Below are 16,430 nucleotides of genomic sequence, written 5' to 3'. Positions count from 1 at the left end.
TGCGATCCGGCGCTCTCAAGCTCAATGCACCGCAGCGGCCCGCCCCCGCTCCATCGGCCGCCGAAGCTTCCTTTGGCAGCGCAGCCATCCTGAACCGGCTGCTCCCGGCGGCGGGCGCCGCCTGCATGGCCCTGCTGACGCTGATGGCCGCCGCTGGCGGCCGGGGCAGCGGCTTCTGGGTGATCTGCGCCATCGGTGGCTGCGGCCTCGCGGCGGTCATCGGTATCAGCGCCTTCGCCTACCGAACCGCCCGCCAACTGGCGTCTGGCATCGATCGACTCCGCCAGGGTGTCCTCGCACTCGCCGCGAACGACACTGCAGTCCGCGTCGAGCCGCTGGACGGAACGAATCCGCTCGCCGGACTGGTGCGCGATTTCAACGACATGGCCGACAAGGTCGGGCAGACCCGCAAGGTGCTGCAACAGCAGGCGGAGCGCGCGACGAAAGCCGCTTGCCAAGCGGAGTACCTTGCGCGCACCGATCCGCTGACGGAGTTGGCCAATCGCTCTCAGTTGACGAAGCTGATGGCGCGGGCGCTCAGCCACGCTGCGCTGGAAGGCCATGGCGCCGGACTCCTGTTCATGGATATCGACGGATTCAAGAACATCAACGACACACTGGGGCACGACATCGGCGACGCCGTGCTTCGCGAGATCGCCGATCGGCTTCGCACGCACCTCGATGCCGAGACACCGGTTGCGCGCCTGGGTGGTGACGAGTTCGTGATCCTCGTACCGCAGTGCAACGCGACCCCATGGCTGCGCAACATCGCGCATCAGGTCCATACCGCGCTGGCAGAGCCATTTCGCGTTGGCGGCCAAGACCTTCATGTCACCTGCAGCATCGGCATCAGCACGTTTCCACGCGACGGCACCGAAGAACGGGCCCTGATGAAGAGTGCGGACATCGCTCTCTATCGCGCCAAGAACGCGGGCCGCGACGGTTTCGCCTTCTTCTCGACCGAGCCCAGCGCCATCGACGCAGGTCCTGCCTGCGCGGCAACAACGGCGCACTGACGATCCGGCCATCCAAAAGCGCGGCGCGAATCGTCAGGGGTGCATGCTGGCCTCGATCTCCGCGAGCAGCAGTGCTGGCTCCATCGGGCGCAGCAGGTACCGCACGGCCCCGAGCTCCAGCCCGAGCACGCGCGAGGCATCGTTCCAGTGAGTGGACGACAGGAAGATGAACGGAATGTCGCGCAGCACCGGGTCGGCTTTCACCGCACGGATGAAGTCGAAGCCGCTGCCTTCGCTCATTCCGACATCCGAGATGATGAGCGCCGGCAGGCGATCTCGCGCAATGCGCAGCCCATGCGTGGGCGTCAGCGCCGTCAGCACCTCGTAACCATGCGGCTGCAGCAGATCACGTTTGAGCTGAAGGTTCATCGGCGAATCGTCGACGACCAGGATGCTCGGCGCCTGCGCAGGTGCCGTGGACGCCTCCAGCGGCACAGAGCCGGCGGCATCCTCCTGACGGCGCAGACTCGTGGGGAGCAGCTGATTGACTGCCTCGATGAAACTCAACGGCTCGAGGGGCTTGGAGATGTACCCGTCAAAGCCGTGGCCCATCATGCGCTCGCGGTCACCCACCATCGCGAACGCAGTCACCGCCACCAACGGCACGCTGCGCAGCTCCGGATCCGCCTTGGCAAGACGGGCGAACTCGATCCCGTCCATTTCAGGCATCTGGATGTCGCACAGGATCAGGTCTAGCCTCTCGCGCCGCGCGATGTCCAGCGCGATACGCCCATCCACCGCCGTCAGCGTCTCGAAGCCGAACGCACGCAGCAGGTAGTCCATCAGCTCGCGATTCATCGCGTTGTCTTCGACGATCAGCACGCGTGCACCCATGCCCTCAGCCCCTTTCCGTGTCGGGCAGCACCAGCGTGAACCGACTGCCTCGGCCTGGCTCGCTCTGCAACTCGATGAAGCCGCCCAGCAGCTCGGCCAGTTTTCGGCTCAGGTACAGCCCCAACCCCGTTCCCTCGGTGCGAGCCCGCACCGTAGTCGTGCCGACGCGCGTGAAGGCCTGGAACAGCGTTGCCTGGTCCTGCGCGGAGATGCCTGCGCCGGTATCCGCGACAGCCAGTTCGACACAGCGGCGCTGCTCCCGCTCGGTCAGGCTGACCTCCAGCAAGACCGAGCCGGCCTCGGTGAACTTGATGGCGTTGTTCACCAGGTTGAGCAGGATCTGGTGCAACGCGCGCCGATTGGTGTGCGCCTCGATGGCGCCATCGGGCATTCGCACCAGCAGGCGCAGGCCCTTGCCCTCGGCCGCCGGGCGCAGCGTGGCCACCACCTCTTCCACCAACGCGCGGCAGCCCACCGGCATCAGCTTCATCTCCACATTCCCGGAGTCGATCTTGGCGAGGTCGAGCAGATCGTTGATCAGAGACAGCAGGTGCTTGGCGCTTGACTGCACCATGGTCAGCTGCTTTTCCTGATCTGCCGTCAGCGGCCCCGGCAGCTTCATCAGCAGCAGGCCCGTGAAGCCGATGACCCCATTCAACGGTGTACGCAACTCGTGGCTCATGGTGGCCAGGAACCTGTCCTTGGCTTCATTGGCACGCGCCAGTTCGATGTTCTTCTCCTGCAGCGCATGCTCGACCCGGCGGCGTTCGGAGATATCACGGATCGAACTGCTGACAAGCGTGCCCTCCTCCGTCTCCAGTGGGCTCAGGCTGATCTCGACCGGGAACTCAGAGCCGTCACGGCGTCGCCCGAGCAGCTCCAGCCCCTCGCCCATCGGCCGCACATTCGGATCGGCGATGAATCGCGTCCTGTGCTTCGGGTGCTTGTCACGGAAGCGCTCGGGCACCAGGATGTCCACCGATTGCCCCAGCAGTTCGGTACGTGGGTAGCCAAAAAGCCGCTCGGTCTGGGTATTGACCAGCACGATGTCGCCTTGCCGGTCCACGATGACGATCGCATCTGGCGCTGATTCAAGCAAGCTGCGGAATTTCTGCTCGGCCTTGCGCCGATAGGTCATGTCACGGATCGCGCTCATGCCCATGCGGCCAGCCTCTGTCTCCAGTGGACTCAGGCTGATTTCGACTGGGAACTCTTCGCCGCTCTTGCGCAGGCCATACAACTCCAGACCCAGGCCCATCTCTCGCGTCCGCGACCGCGACTGCGTCATGTAATGCAGCCTGTGCCCGACATGCGCATCGCGGAAGCGCTCCGGCATCAGCATCTCCAGCGGCCACCCCGTGACCTCGTCGCGACGGTAGCCAAAGACGGCCTCAGCCTGTCCGTTGGCGAAAACGATGCGACCGATGCCATTGACGATCACGATCGCATCCGGCATCGATTCGAGCAGGTCGTGATAGCGCGAGGCGATCAAGCCGGCATCACGCTGCACCCTCATCGGCGTGATATCGACCATGCGATGTGCTCGACTGCCAGCGCCTCCGTCAGAGGTATCTAACTGACGTACCGAGGCCAGCACGTAGATCATGGAGCCGTCCTTGCAGCGGCGCACGACCTCGGCGCTACGCCCGTCGCTCGCCATCTCGCTTTGCCCCGAAGGAGTCAGCAACTCCTCCAGACGCTGGCCCATTGCCTCATCACGCCGGTAACCGAACATTGCTTCGGCCGCAGCGTTCCACCACACGACACGCCCGTCCAGCCCGGTAGCAACCAGTGCATCCGGCGACTCTTGCGCAAGCCGTGCGGCCAACAGTTCGGCTGCTCCTGTCATGGCGAGTCCTCCCACACAACGCTCGAACGGCGTGGCGATCACGTGCAGCACAGTTGCCGTGTTTGCAACTACGGCATTGGGCGCCTTACTGAAGGGTTATGCAAGCAGTCAGTCGGCGCCAAGGATCGCCCCCTCCCCCGCCGCTCGCTGCCTGTCTGGGCTTCCACGGTCGACCGCGTCCCGCCCAACCGCAATTCATCCCCGGGAAACCGCAATTCGTCGCGCGACGCTGGTTCGGCAGCCTCGACTGCTGAACACTGCAACGTGTGCCTTGCTGTCCGCGAGGCGGGAGGTGACGATGACGCGACTGCTCAGAGGATGGATCAGCCTGTGCCTGGCGCTTGGCCTGGTGGCTGGGGGGCTGCCCGCACAAGCCAGCGAAGTCGTCAAGCTGGCGCGCCTGGTCGTCAGCGGCAAGCGAAGCACCGCTGAAGCACCACGCACCACCCCCACCGAATCGCGCCCGGCCGCTGGCACGACCAGCCCGCAAGCCCATGGCAGCGGCGGTGGAAGTGACGACGCAGGCACGGCGCCGGCACCCTCACGCGGCGTCTCCTGACGTCCAATTCCCCGCGCAGCCAAAAAACAAAATGCGCCGAATCCCGCGAGGGCTTCGGCGCATTGCTATTTATGGCGGAGTGGACGGGGCTCGAACCCGCGACCCCCGGCGTGACAGGCCGGTATTCTAACCAACTGAACTACCACTCCGCGTGGGATGAATTCAATATCGTCTTTCGACAATATCCAAGCTCATCAAACTTGGCGTCCCCTAGGGGATTCGAACCCCTGTAATCACCGTGAAAGGGTGGTGTCCTAGGCCTCTAGACGAAGGGGACTGAATTTTTAAAACCTGAACTGCGTGCCACTCAACACCCTCAAGAGGATATTGGTGGAGGTAAGCGGGATCGAACCGCTGACCTCTTGCATGCCATGCAAGCGCTCTCCCAGCTGAGCTATACCCCCGGCGCAAACCGGTCGCAAAAAACAAACGGCCAATAAATTGGCCGTTCGCTTATCGGGCGGACCCGATGGAATCCTTGGCGGAGTGGACGGGGCTCGAACCCGCGACCCCCGGCGTGACAGGCCGGTATTCTAACCAACTGAACTACCACTCCGCGTGGGATGAATTCGATACCGTCTTTCGACAATATCCAAGCTCATCAAACTTGGCGTCCCCTAGGGGATTCGAACCCCTGTAATCACCGTGAAAGGGTGGTGTCCTAGGCCTCTAGACGAAGGGGACTAAACCTTCGCGACTTGAACCGCGCGCCAATCAGAATCTTATAAGGACTCTGGTGGAGGTAAGCGGGATCGAACCGCTGACCTCTTGCATGCCATGCAAGCGCTCTCCCAGCTGAGCTATACCCCCGTGTTTTCGATTCAACCGCTAGCGGCTTCTTCGTTAACAGCGCTGTTCAAGCGAGACCAAGAGTATATGACGAAAATCAGAGCGTTTGCAAGCGTTCGAGGACTTTTTTCTTGTCGAAGTGTTCGAGCACGGCGTCCAGGCTCGGCGTCTGCGCGCGACCGCACACCAGCACCCGCACCGGAACGGCCAACTGCGGCATCTTGAGTCCGGCGGCGGCAAGGGTTTCCTTCAGCGCCTGCTGGATACCGGCCTTGCTCCAGTCGGTCAGGCCTGCCAGCCGCAGTTCGAGCATGGCGATGGCCGGGCGGACGGCATCGGTGACGTGCGTCGCCAAGTCCTCGGCCGCCGGCGTGATGGGCGCGAAGTACATCGACAGCCAATCAGCCAGCGCAGCCACCGTGGCGCAGCGGTCCTTGAACAGGCCAACCTTGGGCCGGACCTGGTCGACGTTGGCCACAATGCCTTTGGCCGCCAGTTGCGCCACGACCAGTTCGGCCAGCCGCCCCTCGTCGATCTGCTTCACGTAGTGGCCGTTGACCCAGTCCAGCTTGGCCGGGTCCCACTGCGCCGGGCTCTTGGACAGATGGGAACCGTCGAACCAGGACACCATCTGCTCAGCGCTGAAGAGCTCGTCGTCGCCATGGCTCCAGCCCAGGCGCGCCAGATAGTTCAGCATGCCCTCGGGCAGGTAGCCGTTGGCGGCATAGTCCATGACGCTGACGGCGCCACGGCGCTTTGACAGCTTCAGGCCATCGTCACCCAGGATGATGGGCAGGTGGCCGAACTGCGGCAGTGGTGCCCCCAGCGCATTGAAGATGTTTATCTGCCAGGGTGTGTTGTTGACGTGCTCGTCGCCGCGGAACACATGGCTGATGCGCATGTCCCAGTCGTCGACGACGACGGCGAAGTTGTAGGTAGGCACACCATCGGTGCGGGCGATGATGAGATCGTCGATCTCACGGTTGTTGATGGTGATCCGGCCCTTGACCAGGTCGTCCCAGCTCACGTCGCCTTCGACGGGATTGGCGAAGCGCACGACGGGCTTCACGCCCTCGGGCGGCGCCGGCAACGTCTTGCCGGCCTCGGGGCGCCAGCGGCGGTCGTACAGCGTCTTCTCGCCGCGGGCTCGCTGGGCCTCGCGCATGGCGTCGAGCTCTTCCGGCGTCGCGTAGCAGCGGTAGGCCTTGCCTTCGGCAATCAGTTGCTCGATGACCGCCTGGTAGCGCTCCAACCGCTGCATCTGATAGATCGGGCCCTCGTCGTAGGAGAGGCCCAGCCAGTTCATCGCCGCGATGATCTGGTCCACCGAGTCCTGCGTGGAGCGGGCCACGTCGGTGTCCTCGATGCGCAGCACGAACTCGCCACCATGATGGCGGGCATAGGCCCAGGAGTACAGGGCCGTGCGGGCCGTACCCAGGTGCAGGAAGCCGGTCGGCGATGGCGCGATGCGCGTGCGGACCTTGTCGAAAGTGGAAGTCATCGGGTCGTCAGAGTGGAAAGGCCGCGCAGCAGGTCGTCGCAGATGTCGTCGACGTGCTCGAGACCGACGGCCAGGCGGATCAGGCCCTGGCCGATGCCCGCGGCCTGACGCTGCGCCTCGGTGAGGCGGCCATGCGAGGTCGTCGCGGGGTGGGTGATGATGGTCTTGGTGTCGCCCAGGTTCGTGGCGATGGAGACGACACGGGTGCTGTCGATGACGTGGAAGGCCGCGGCGCGCGCAGCCTCCGGCCCATCATCTCCACCCTGGCCCTTCACGTCGAAGGACACCACCGCCCCGCCCTGCCCGCTTTGCTGGCGCATGGCAAGTTCGTGCTGCGGGTGGGACGGCAGCCCCGGGTAATGCACACGCGCGACTTCGGGTCGGCCCTCCAGCCAGCGCGCGATAGCCAATGCCTGCTCGCTCTGCGCCTTCATGCGCAGCGACAGGGTCTCCAGCCCCTTCAGCACCACCCACGCGTTGAACGGCGCCAGCGTCATGCCCACAGTCCGCAGAATGGGGCCGAAGACATCACGGATCAGCTTGTTCGGGCCGCACAGCGCGCCGGCCATCACGCGCCCCTGGCCGTCCATGTACTTGGTGGCCGAATGCATGACGATGTCGGCCCCCATCTGGGCAGGGCGCTGCAGCGCCGGCGTCGAGTAGGTGTTGTCGACCGCCAGGATTGCGCCTGCGCCGTGAGCGAGCTCGGCCAGCGCGCGGATGTCGCAGATCTCGGTCAACGGGTTCGTGGGAGTCTCGGCGAAGAAGAGCTTGGTCGTCGGCTTGATGGCCGCGCGCCATTCGGCCAGGTCCGTCTGCGAAACAAAAGTCGTCTCGACGCCGAACTTACCGAACTCCTTGGCGAACAGGTTGATCGTCGAGCCGAACACCGAGCGCGAACAGACAACGTGGTCGCCAGCCTTCAGCACGCCCATGCCCAGCAGCAGGATGGCGCTCATGCCGGTGGAGGTCGCGATGGCTGCCTCGGTGCCTTCCATCGCGGCCAGGCGGGCCTCCAGGCTGCGCACGGTGGGGTTGCTGGTGCGCGAGTAGGTGAAGTCCTCGGAGTTGGAGAACTTGCGCGCCGAGGTCTCGGCGTCCGACTGCACATAAGCGGTCGTCAGGAACAGCGCCTCGGAGTTCTCGCCGTGCTGGCTGGGCGCCAAAGCCGTGCGTACGGCCAGGGTCTCGGGCCGCAGGCCTTCAGGCAGGGGGCGGTGGACGTTGTCGCTCATGCGTTCAGCCCCTTCACGGCTCGCTGCCGCTTTGCAGCGCCAGCCGGCTGCGCGCGTCGGCATCCTCGTCGCCCGGCTGACTGGTGCGCTGCTCACGCATGGCAGCGAAGTCCGCCAGGCTGACGTCGCCAGTCACGTAGTGGCCGTCGAAACAGCTTGCCTCGAACCCGGCCAGGCCAGGGTGCAGCGCAGCGACGACGCGCTTCATAGCGTCTACATCCTGGTAGATCAGCGCATCGGCGCCGATGTACTGGCGGATCTCCTCGATGGTGCGACCGTGAGCGATCAGCTCCTCCTGCGTCGGCATGTCGATGCCATAGACGTTGGGGAAGCGCACGGGCGGCGCGGCCGAGGCCAGGTAGACCTTGCGAGCGCCGGCGTCCCGCGCCATCTGCACGATCTCCTTGGACGTCGTGCCACGCACGATGGAGTCGTCCACCAGCAGCACATTGCGGTTCTTGAACTCCAGCCCGATCGCATTGAGCTTCTGGCGCACGCTTTTCTTGCGCGCGCCCTGCCCCGGCATGATGAACGTGCGGCCCACGTAGCGGTTCTTCACGAAGCCCTCACGGTAGGGCTTGCCGATACGGTGGGCCAGTTGCATGGCCGACGGGCGGCTGCTCTCAGGGATGGGGATGACGACGTCGATCTCGTTGGGCGGCATGGTCGAGATGACGCGCTGCGCCAGCGTTTCGCCCATGTTGAGCCGCGCCTGGTAAACCGAGATGCCGTCCATCACCGAGTCCGGACGCGCCAGGTAGACGAACTCGAACATGCAGGGATTGAGCGCGGGGCTGTCGTTGCACTGCTCGGTGTAGAGCTGACCTGCCATGTCGATGAACAAGGCCTCGCCAGGCGCCACGTCGCGCTCCAGCTGGTGGCCCGTACCTTCCAGGGAGACGCTCTCGCTGGCTACCATGAAGTCGCCGTTCACCGAACGACCGAAGCACAGCGGACGGATGCCGAATGGGTCGCGGAAGGCAAGCAGGCCGTAGCCGGCGATCAGCGCGATGACGGCGTAGCTGCCCTTGATGCGCTTTTGCACCGCGCGCACCGCGGAGAAGATCTCCTTGGGCGTCAGCGGCAGGTCGCGTGCGGCCTGCTGCAGCTCGTGCGCCAGCACATTGATCAGCACCTCCGTGTCACTCTCTGTGTTGATGTGACGGTGGTCAACGGCGAACAGCTCTTCCTTCAATGCGTGGGCATTGGTCAGGTTGCCGTTGTGCACCAGGACGATGCCGAAGGGCGCGTTCACGTAGAAGGGCTGAGCCTCCTCCTCGCTGTAGGCGTTGCCGGCCGTCGGGTAGCGAACCTGGCCCAGGCCGATATTGCCGGGCAGCGCGCGCATGTTGCGGGTGCGGAAGACGTCGCGCACCATGCCGCGCGCCTTGTGCATGAAGCACTTGTGGCCCTGCATGGTGACGATGCCGGCCGCGTCCTGTCCACGGTGCTGCAGTAGCAGCAGCGAGTCGTAGAGCAACTGGTTGACGGGAGAGGCAGCGAGAGTGCCGACGATGCCGCACATGGCAGGGGTCCTTATTCGGTCGATTCCGCCTCAGATGGGGTCATCGAGCGGGAAATAAAACGGGCAACGGGTTCGGGCAGCAGCGGCCCGATGTCGTGCAGCACGCCAGTCAGCACCGGCGCGGCGCGCGAGGCCTGCCAGGTGGTGGACTGGGCCAGCGGCGACGCGCCGATCACCAGCACCAGCAGCAGTGCGATGAATACGCCACGCAACGCCCCGAAACCGGCGCCACCGAGGCGGTCCAGCACGGACAGCGGCGTGGCATGGATCAGCATCTTGACGAGTCGCGTGGCCAGGCTCCAGACAATCAGGACGAAACAGAAGGCCAGCACCAGCGCAACGAGATGCAGCGCCGCCGGGCCGAACTTGCCCTCGGGCAGCATGGCCTCCACGACGGGCGCCAGCGGCGGCGCGGCGAAATAGGCGACGACCCATCCGGCCAGCGACATGACCTCGAACACGAGGCCGCGCCACAAGCCGATGCCGATGGAGATCAGCAGCAGCGCGAGCAGCGCGAGGTCGACCCAGCTCAGCGCGATGTCCACGACCGCATCCTTACAGCGTCAGGATGGCGCCGGGCAGGCCCGCACCCTTGAGCTTGGCGGCAGCGCGCTCGGCCTCGTCGCGGCTGGCAAAAGGCCCCAGCCGCACGCGCACGCGGCGGCCGTCGGCCGTGTCTACGGCCTGGGCGTAGGTCTTGAGGCCCAGCTTCTCGACCTTGTTGCGCATGTCTTGCGCGGCCTTGTTCTCACCGTAGGCCCCCACCTGCACGATGAAGCGACCAGCCGCGGCAGGCGCAGCAGCGGGTTCCCTGCCGTCCAGCAGCGCCTGGGCACGGGCGCCGTCGGCGGCATGGGCCTTGGGCTTGTCGGCCGGCTTCTCGGGATGCTTCTCGGCGACCTTGGCAGGCGGCTTGTCCTGCGGCTTCTCGGCCACCGGCCTTTCTGTGCTCTTCTCCACGGGCTTCTCGACCGGCTTCTCGACCGGCTTCTCGACCGGCCTTTCGACGACTTTCTCGGCCGCTGGCGGACGAGCCGTGGCCGCCACGGACTCCGGCGTCGACGCCGGCTCAGTCTGCACCAGCGGCTCGCGCGTGGGCACGGCCAGCGGCGGCGCGGTTTCCTTGCGCGGGATATCGATGGGCAGGTCCACGGGAATAGGCCGCGGCTGGCTCTCGAAAATCAGCGGGAAGCCCACCACACCGGCCGCAACCAGCACGGCCGCGCCGATGAGGCGGCGGCGGGCACGGACGCGCAGCACCTGCACGTCGTCGGCTGCAGGAGCCTTGGCGCCGGACTTGGCCGACTTCTTAGGCGCCGCCGCGGCGGCGGCGTCATCGCGCTTGAGGAAGGAAAACAGGCCCATCGGCGGCGTCTGGCTTCAGTGGAGGGTGGGAGGCTTGGGCTCGACGGCGCCGGCTGTCACGCGCGGGATGCCCTGCTGCAGCACGCCTCCCACGGTGTAGAAGGATCCAAAGACCAGGATTCTATCGGCCGTGGTAGCCCCGGCCGCCGCAGCGTGCAGGGCTTCGAGAGGGCTTGCATGGGTATGCGTCGTCACATCTGGCGGCGTCTTGAGGCCGGCGCCGAGGAAGGACGCCTCCAGCTGAACGGCCGTGGCGGCGCGCGCTATGGGCAGGTCGGTGAAGTGCCAGACATCCACCAGCGGCGCAACCCGGGCCAGGATGCCGGCCAGGTCCTTATCTGCCATCGCACCAAAAACAGCGTGCGTGCGCGGGAAGAAGCCCATCTGGTCGAGGTTCTGCGCCAGCGCGGCCACCGCATGCGGGTTGTGCGCCACATCCAGCACCACGGCGGGCTGGCCGGCGAGCACCTGGAAGCGCCCCGGCAGCTCCACCAGCGCCAGACCCGTGCGCACGGCCTGGGCACTGATGGGCAGACGCTGCGCCAGCGCCTCGAAGGCGGCCAGCACACCGGACGCGTTCAGCAGTTGATTCACGCCGCGCAGCGCCGGGTAGGCCATGCCGGAGAAGCGCTTGTCGCGCCCCGCCCACTGCCATTGCGTACGGTCGCCGCTGAAGCTGAAGTCGCGGCCCAGTTGGCGAAGCTCAGCGCCTATCTCCAGCGCGCGCTCAGCCAGCGAAGCGGGCGGCATGGGGTCGCTGACGACCACCGGCCGGCCGGTACGCATGATGCCGGCCTTCTCACGGCCTACGCTCTCACGGTCCGGGCCAAGGAACTCGGTGTGGTCCAGGTCGATGCTGGTGATGATGGCGCAGTCCGCGTCGATGACGTTGACCGCGTCCAGCCGGCCACCCAGGCCCACTTCGAGGATGACCAGGTCCAGTGGCTCATGCTGCAAGCGCCGCATGATGGCCAGGGTCGTGAACTCGAAATAGGTCAACGTGATATCCCCGCGCGCCGCTTCGACGGCCTCGAAATGCGGCTCCAGCGACTCCGCCGCTACGGGTGCGCCGCCCACGCGGCAGCGCTCCTGGAAGTGCACGAGGTGGGGCTTGATGTAGAGGCCCACGCGGTAGCCGGCGTGCAGCGCGATGGACTCCAGCATCGCGCAGGTCGAGCCCTTGCCGTTGGTGCCCGCGACGACGACGGTGGGACAGTCGAAGGCGATGCCGAGCCGCTCCTTCACCGCCTTGACGCGGTCCAGCGTCATGTCGATGGTCTTGGGATGCAGGCGCTCGCAATGGGCGAGCCAGTCTTCAAGCGTCATGGCGAATCAAAAAACAAAAGCCAGGCACGGGGCCTGGCTTGGAACTGTCGTGACGAGGGTCAGGCCACCGCGTCGGCGCTCTGGCGCTGCAGCATGGCGAGCTGGCGCGCAATGGTCTCGCGCAGCTGGCGGCGGTCCACGATCATGTCGACGGCGCCCTTCTCCATCAGGAACTCGGCACGCTGGAAGCCCGGCGGCAGCTTCTCGCGCACGGTGTTCTCGATGACGCGCGGGCCTGCGAAGCCGATCAGCGCCTTGGGCTCGGCCAGCACGATGTCGCCGACAAAGGCGAACGAGGCCGACACGCCGCCCATGGTCGGATCGGTCAGCACGCTGATGTAGGGCAGCTTGGCCTTGGCCAGGCGCGTCAGCGACGCGTTGGTCTTGGCCATCTGCATCAGGCTCAGCAGGCCTTCCTGCATCCGCGCGCCACCGGTGGCGGTAAAGCAGATGAAGGGCGTCTTCTGCTCGATGGCCGTCTCGACGCCGCGCACGAAACGCTCACCGACGACGGACCCCATGGAGCCGCCCATGAAGTCGAACTCGAAGCAGGCCGCGACGACCGGCACGCTCATGATGGCGCCACCCATGACGACCAGCGCGTCAGTCTCGCCGGTGGTCTCCAGCGCTTCCTTCAGGCGGTCGGGATACTTCTTGCTGTCCTTGAACTTCAGCGCGTCGACGGGCAGCACCTCCTGGCCGATCTCGTAGCGGCCCTCCCCATCCAGGAAGGCGTCAAGGCGCGCACGCGCGCCGATGCGGTGGTGGTGCGAGCACTTGGGGCAGACGTTGATGTTCTGCTCCAGGTCGGTCTTGTAGAGCACCGTCTCGCAGCTCGGGCATTTGATCCACAGGCCTTCCGGCACCGTGCGGCGGTCCGCCGGATCGCCCTGCTGGATCTTGGGCGGGAGCAGTTTGTCGAGCCAACTCATGGTCAGTCCTTTTTGTCGAGTGCAGCGCGGATCTCTCGGATGAAGGCCGCGCCGGTCAGGGCAACATTATCGGCTGGCTGGCACTCCAGCAGTTCGACCAGCTTGGAGCCGATGACGACCGCGTCCGAGACGTCCGCCACAGCCCGTGCCGTAGCGCCGTCGCGGATGCCGAAACCGACCCCAACCGGCACGCTGACGTGCCGACGGATACGCGGCACGGCCTCGGCCACGGCTGCCGTGTTCAGGTGGCCTGCGCCGGTCACGCCTTTCAGCGACACGTAGTAGACATAGCCGCTCGCGAGCTGGCCGACCTGGGCCATGCGCGCCTCGGTGGAAGTGGGCGCGAGCAGGAAGATGGCATCCATGCCCGCCGCGCGAAGCTTGGCCGCAAACTCCTGGCACTCCTCCGGCGGGTAGTCAACGATAAGCACGCCGTCCACGCCGACCGCAGCAGCATCAGCCACGAAGGCATCCAGCCCGTAGTGCTCGACCGGGTTGGCGTAGCCCATCAGCACCAGCGGCGTTGTCGGGTTGCGAACACGGAACTCGCGCACATAAGCCAGCACCTTGCGCAGGCCGATGCCGTTCTTCAACGCCCGCTCGCCAGCCCGCTGGATGACGGGACCGTCGGCCATGGGGTCGGAGAACGGCACGCCCAGCTCGATGACGTCTGCGCCTGCCTCGGCCATGGCCAGCAGCAGCTCGACGGTCGCGCCCGGATGCGGGTCGCCGGCGGTGACGAAGGGGATAAGCGCCTTGCGGCCACTGGCCTTCAGCGCATCGAACGTTGCCTGGATACGGCTCATTGCGCGCCTCCCTTGACCTTTTCGCCGGCCTGAGACGGCCGGTCGAAATAGGCGGCGCCCGACAGGTCGGCGACGGTACCGATGTCCTTGTCGCCGCGACCGCTCAGGTTCACGAGCAGCACCTTGTCCTTGGACAGAGTCGGCGCTAGCTTGATCGCGTGCGCGACGGCATGACTGGATTCGAGTGCCGGGATGATGCCCTCGGTGCGGCACAGCCGATGGAAGGCGGCAAGTGCCTGCGCGTCGGTAATGCCGACGTACTCGGCGCGGCCGATGTCTTTCAGATGGGCGTGCTCAGGGCCGACGCCGGGATAGTCCAGGCCGGCGGAGATCGAGTGCGTCTCGATGATCTGGCCATCCTCGTCCTGCAGCAGATAGGTGCGGTTGCCATGCAGCACACCAGGGCTGCCGGCCGTCAGCGTCGCGGCGTGCTTGCCGCTGGCGACACCCTGCCCTTCGGCCTCGACGCCGATGAGGCGGACGTTCTCGTGCGGGATGTAGGGGTGGAAGATGCCGATGGCATTGCTGCCGCCGCCCACGCAGGCAATGACAGCATCCGGCTGGCGCCCGGCAAGTTCGGGCATCTGCTCCAGGCATTCCAAGCCGATGACGCGCTGGAAGTCGCGCACCATCATCGGATAGGGGTGCGGGCCGGCCACGGTGCCGATGATGTAGAAGGTGTTCTCGACGTTGGTGACCCAGTCGCGCATCGCCTCATTGAGCGCGTCCTTCAGCGTCTTGCTGCCGGACTCCACCGGCACGACGGTCGCACCGAGCAGCTTCATGCGGTAGACGTTGGGAGATTGGCGCTTGACGTCCTCGCTGCCCATGTAGACCACGCACTCCAGACCGTAGCGCGCGCAGATCGTGGCGGTGGCCACGCCATGCTGGCCCGCACCAGTCTCGGCGATGACGCGCGGCTTGCCCATGCGCTTGGCCAGCAGCGCCTGGCCGATGACGTTGTTGATCTTGTGCGCACCGGTGTGGTTGAGGTCCTCACGCTTCAGGTAGATCTGCGCGCCGCCCAGTTCGCGGCTCAGACGATCGGCGTGATAGATCGGGCTCGGGCGGCCGACGAAGTGCTTGAGCTCCTTCTTGAACTCGGCGAGGAACTCGGCATCGTGCTGGTAGTGCGCGTACGCGTCCTTCAACTGGTCCAGGGCATGGACGAGGGTCTCGGAAACAAAGCTGCCGCCATAGGTTGGCGTTCCGGCATGGCGGAAATGCCCGGTCGCGTCGGGCTGGTCATAGGTGAACATGGTTGGTCTTCCTAGCGGGTCAGTTCTGCATCGGCGCGTCGCACTGCGATGCAGAACTCGTGGATCAGGTCGGCGCTCTTGATGCCCTTGGACACCTCGACGCCGGAGCTCACGTCAACGGCCCAGGGCCGCACCCGCGCGATGCCATCGGCTACGTTGGCAGCACTCAACCCACCAGACAAAACGAGGCGAGAGCTGACGCTTGGAGGAACGAGTGACCAATCAAAGACCTTGCCGCCGCCGCCATAGCCGTCGACGTGAGCGTCGAGCAGGATGGCCTGGGCATTGGAGAAACTTGCAGCGAAGTCTAGCAAATCGACCCCCGGCGCCATGCGAGCGGCGCGCAGATAGGGGCGCTGGACACGGTCACAGTCGGCGGGCGCCTCGTCGCCGTGGAACTGCACCAGCATGTTGGGCAGCGCAGCCAAGCCCGCCTGTAGCTCGGCATCGGTCGCGTTGACGAACAACCCCACCGGCGTGACGAACGGCGGCAACAGACGCGCCAGCGCCCTCGCCCGCTGCGGCGTCACGGCGCGCGGGCTCTTGGCATAGAAGACGAAGCCGATGGCGTCCGCACCGGCCTCGATGGCGGCTTCAACATCGGCTTCACGGGTGAGGCCGCAGATCTTGATTCGGGTCATGGGAGCCAGTCGAGCGCGGCCACATGCCGCGGGATGTCCAGCTCGGCATCGTAGGTCGGGCCGAGGAAATAGAGCCCGTCAGGGGCAAAGGTCGGCGCAGCCACCTTGCGGTCGCGGGCCGCCAGCACCTCGCTGACCCAGTCCGGCGAGCGGGTGCCGCTGCCGACGGCAAGGAGGCAGCCCATCAGGTTGCGCACCATGTGGTGCAGGAAGGCACTGGCCTCGAATTCGAAGCGCCAGTAGACGCCGCGGCGCTGCACCCTGATCTCGCGCAGCGTCTTCACCGGCGACGCGGCCTGGCATTCGGAGGAGCGGAAGGAGGAGAAGTCGTGCTCGCCGATCAGACGCTCGGCGGCCGCCTCGAGCGCCGCCTGATCCAGGGGCCGGAACACCCAACCGCACTGGCCGGACTCAATGGCTGGTCGCACCGCCGACTCCAGCAACAGGTAGGCATAGCGCCGGCCACGTGCCGAGTTGCGGGCATGGAAGTCGTCACCCGGGAAACGGCACCACTGAATGGCGATGTCCGGCGGCAGATAGCGGTTGCTGCCACGCACCCACGAGAACGGCTCGCGGTCGACCTCGGTGTCGAAGTGCACGACCTGGTTGATGCCGTGCACGCCGGCATCGGTGCGGCCTGCGCAGAGGGTGCGGACCGGCTGGGCTGCAAACGCGGACAGGCCTTTTTCAAGCGCATCCTGCACGGTGCGGCCGTCGGGCTGGCTCTGCCAGCCGTTGTAGCCGCCACCGCGGTAGCTGACTCCTAGTGCGACTCTCATGGGCTCCCAAGTAA

General features: G+C 65.9%; 15 protein-coding genes and 6 tRNA genes. 2 read left to right on the top strand and 19 right to left on the bottom strand.

Annotation, left to right across the window (positions count from 1 at the left end):
* The first annotated feature begins 125 nt into the window (after positions 1-125).
* On the top strand, positions 126-1,016 hold the full coding sequence (locus QM732_RS06075; protein WP_415655285.1) for a diguanylate cyclase domain-containing protein: 891 nt from the start codon (positions 126-128) through the stop codon (positions 1,014-1,016).
* Positions 1,017-1,049: 33 nt separating this feature from the next.
* On the opposite strand, the gene QM732_RS06070 is transcribed toward QM732_RS06075, so the two are convergent.
* Entirely contained in the window at positions 1,050-1,850 is an 801-nt protein-coding gene (locus QM732_RS06070; protein ID WP_415655284.1) for a response regulator, read from the bottom strand.
* Positions 1,851-1,854: 4 nt separating this feature from the next.
* A complete protein-coding gene (locus QM732_RS06065) occupies positions 1,855-3,750 on the bottom strand; it encodes a PAS domain S-box protein (protein ID WP_415655283.1) in 1,896 nt (631 codons plus the stop codon).
* 247 nt (positions 3,751-3,997) lie between these two features.
* On the opposite strand from QM732_RS06065, the gene QM732_RS06060 reads away from it, so the two are divergent.
* Positions 3,998-4,258 (top strand): hypothetical protein, encoded by a 261-nt coding sequence (locus QM732_RS06060; RefSeq protein WP_415655282.1) that lies wholly within the window; start codon positions 3,998-4,000, stop codon positions 4,256-4,258.
* A 72-nt stretch (positions 4,259-4,330) separates the two neighbouring features.
* Here QM732_RS06060 and QM732_RS06055 read toward each other — a convergent pair.
* The 17 genes from QM732_RS06055 to truA all read right to left on the bottom strand — a co-directional run bounded on the left by QM732_RS06055 (position 4,331) and on the right by truA (position 16,416).
* Positions 4,331-4,407 (bottom strand) — tRNA-Asp (locus QM732_RS06055).
* Positions 4,408-4,459: 52 nt separating this feature from the next.
* Positions 4,460-4,535: transfer RNA gene (locus QM732_RS06050), tRNA-Glu, on the bottom strand.
* A 51-nt stretch (positions 4,536-4,586) separates the two neighbouring features.
* A tRNA-Ala gene (locus QM732_RS06045) sits at positions 4,587-4,662 on the bottom strand.
* A gap of 75 nt (positions 4,663-4,737) precedes the next feature.
* Positions 4,738-4,814 (bottom strand) — tRNA-Asp (locus tag QM732_RS06040).
* Positions 4,815-4,866: 52 nt separating this feature from the next.
* Positions 4,867-4,942, bottom strand: a tRNA-Glu gene (locus tag QM732_RS06035).
* A 50-nt stretch (positions 4,943-4,992) separates the two neighbouring features.
* Positions 4,993-5,068 (bottom strand) — tRNA-Ala (locus QM732_RS06030).
* 76 nt (positions 5,069-5,144) lie between these two features.
* Entirely contained in the window at positions 5,145-6,548 is a 1,404-nt protein-coding gene (gene gltX / locus QM732_RS06025) for a glutamate--tRNA ligase (protein ID WP_415655281.1), read from the bottom strand.
* Positions 6,545-7,783 (bottom strand): O-succinylhomoserine sulfhydrylase, encoded by a 1,239-nt coding sequence (locus QM732_RS06020; protein ID WP_415655280.1) that lies wholly within the window; start codon positions 7,781-7,783, stop codon positions 6,545-6,547. The genes gltX and QM732_RS06020 overlap by 4 nt, the downstream gene beginning before the upstream one ends.
* 13 nt (positions 7,784-7,796) lie before the next feature.
* The gene (gene purF, locus QM732_RS06015; RefSeq protein WP_415655279.1) at positions 7,797-9,308 is read right to left on the bottom strand and encodes an amidophosphoribosyltransferase; all 1,512 of its coding nucleotides are present in this window, start codon (positions 9,306-9,308) and stop codon (positions 7,797-7,799) included.
* 11 nt (positions 9,309-9,319) lie between these two features.
* Positions 9,320-9,853: a CvpA family protein gene (locus tag QM732_RS06010; protein WP_415655278.1), complete on the bottom strand. Its 534-nt coding sequence runs from the start codon at positions 9,851-9,853 to the stop codon at positions 9,320-9,322.
* Between the two features lie 10 nt (positions 9,854-9,863).
* Positions 9,864-10,673, bottom strand: a complete 810-nt coding sequence (locus QM732_RS06005; RefSeq protein ID WP_415655277.1) for an SPOR domain-containing protein — start codon at positions 10,671-10,673, stop codon at positions 9,864-9,866.
* A gap of 15 nt (positions 10,674-10,688) precedes the next feature.
* Entirely contained in the window at positions 10,689-11,999 is a 1,311-nt protein-coding gene (gene folC, locus QM732_RS06000; RefSeq protein WP_415655276.1) for a bifunctional tetrahydrofolate synthase/dihydrofolate synthase, read from the bottom strand.
* A 59-nt stretch (positions 12,000-12,058) separates the two neighbouring features.
* The gene (accD, locus tag QM732_RS05995) at positions 12,059-12,931 is read right to left on the bottom strand and encodes an acetyl-CoA carboxylase, carboxyltransferase subunit beta (protein WP_415655275.1); all 873 of its coding nucleotides are present in this window, start codon (positions 12,929-12,931) and stop codon (positions 12,059-12,061) included.
* Between the two features lie 2 nt (positions 12,932-12,933).
* Positions 12,934-13,737 (bottom strand): tryptophan synthase subunit alpha, encoded by an 804-nt coding sequence (gene trpA / locus QM732_RS05990; protein WP_415655274.1) that lies wholly within the window; start codon positions 13,735-13,737, stop codon positions 12,934-12,936.
* Positions 13,734-14,996 (bottom strand): tryptophan synthase subunit beta, encoded by a 1,263-nt coding sequence (trpB, locus tag QM732_RS05985; protein WP_415655273.1) that lies wholly within the window; start codon positions 14,994-14,996, stop codon positions 13,734-13,736. Before trpB ends, trpA begins: the two co-directional genes overlap by 4 nt.
* A gap of 11 nt (positions 14,997-15,007) precedes the next feature.
* The gene (locus QM732_RS05980) at positions 15,008-15,637 is read right to left on the bottom strand and encodes a phosphoribosylanthranilate isomerase (RefSeq protein ID WP_415655272.1); all 630 of its coding nucleotides are present in this window, start codon (positions 15,635-15,637) and stop codon (positions 15,008-15,010) included.
* Positions 15,634-16,416 carry a tRNA pseudouridine(38-40) synthase TruA gene (gene truA, locus QM732_RS05975; RefSeq protein WP_415655271.1) on the bottom strand — a complete coding sequence of 261 codons (783 nt, stop codon included), beginning with the start codon at positions 16,414-16,416 and terminating at the stop codon, positions 15,634-15,636. Before truA ends, QM732_RS05980 begins: the two co-directional genes overlap by 4 nt.
* Between the last annotated feature and the right edge of the window lie 14 nt (positions 16,417-16,430).

The organism is Roseateles sp. (assembly GCF_047654805.1).
Taxonomy (GTDB): Bacteria; Pseudomonadota; Gammaproteobacteria; order Burkholderiales; family Burkholderiaceae_C; genus Pelomonas.
The sequence above is the reverse complement of the archived record's forward strand: the minus strand, read 5'-3'. Positions and strand labels throughout refer to the sequence as shown.

Bases quoted from the DNA above. Each gene is read 5' to 3' on its own strand.
- QM732_RS06060 (WP_415655282.1), top strand. From the start codon at position 3,998: ATGACGCGACTGCTCAGAGGATGGATCAGCCTGTGCCTGGCGCTTGGC.
- QM732_RS06070 (WP_415655284.1), bottom strand. From the start codon at position 1,850: ATGGGTGCACGCGTGCTGATCGTCGAAGACAACGCGATGAATCGCGAG.
- trpA (WP_415655274.1), bottom strand. From the start codon at position 13,737: ATGAGCCGTATCCAGGCAACGTTCGATGCGCTGAAGGCCAGTGGCCGC.
- gltX (WP_415655281.1), bottom strand. From the start codon at position 6,548: ATGACTTCCACTTTCGACAAGGTCCGCACGCGCATCGCGCCATCGCCG.
- QM732_RS06075 (WP_415655285.1), top strand. From the start codon at position 126: ATGGCCCTGCTGACGCTGATGGCCGCCGCTGGCGGCCGGGGCAGCGGC.
- accD (WP_415655275.1), bottom strand. From the start codon at position 12,931: ATGAGTTGGCTCGACAAACTGCTCCCGCCCAAGATCCAGCAGGGCGAT.
- folC (WP_415655276.1), bottom strand. From the start codon at position 11,999: ATGACGCTTGAAGACTGGCTCGCCCATTGCGAGCGCCTGCATCCCAAG.
- purF (WP_415655279.1), bottom strand. From the start codon at position 9,308: ATGTGCGGCATCGTCGGCACTCTCGCTGCCTCTCCCGTCAACCAGTTG.
- QM732_RS06020 (WP_415655280.1), bottom strand. From the start codon at position 7,783: ATGAGCGACAACGTCCACCGCCCCCTGCCTGAAGGCCTGCGGCCCGAG.
- trpB (WP_415655273.1), bottom strand. From the start codon at position 14,996: ATGTTCACCTATGACCAGCCCGACGCGACCGGGCATTTCCGCCATGCC.
- truA (WP_415655271.1), bottom strand. From the start codon at position 16,416: ATGAGAGTCGCACTAGGAGTCAGCTACCGCGGTGGCGGCTACAACGGC.
- QM732_RS06005 (WP_415655277.1), bottom strand. From the start codon at position 10,673: ATGGGCCTGTTTTCCTTCCTCAAGCGCGATGACGCCGCCGCCGCGGCG.
- QM732_RS05980 (WP_415655272.1), bottom strand. From the start codon at position 15,637: ATGACCCGAATCAAGATCTGCGGCCTCACCCGTGAAGCCGATGTTGAA.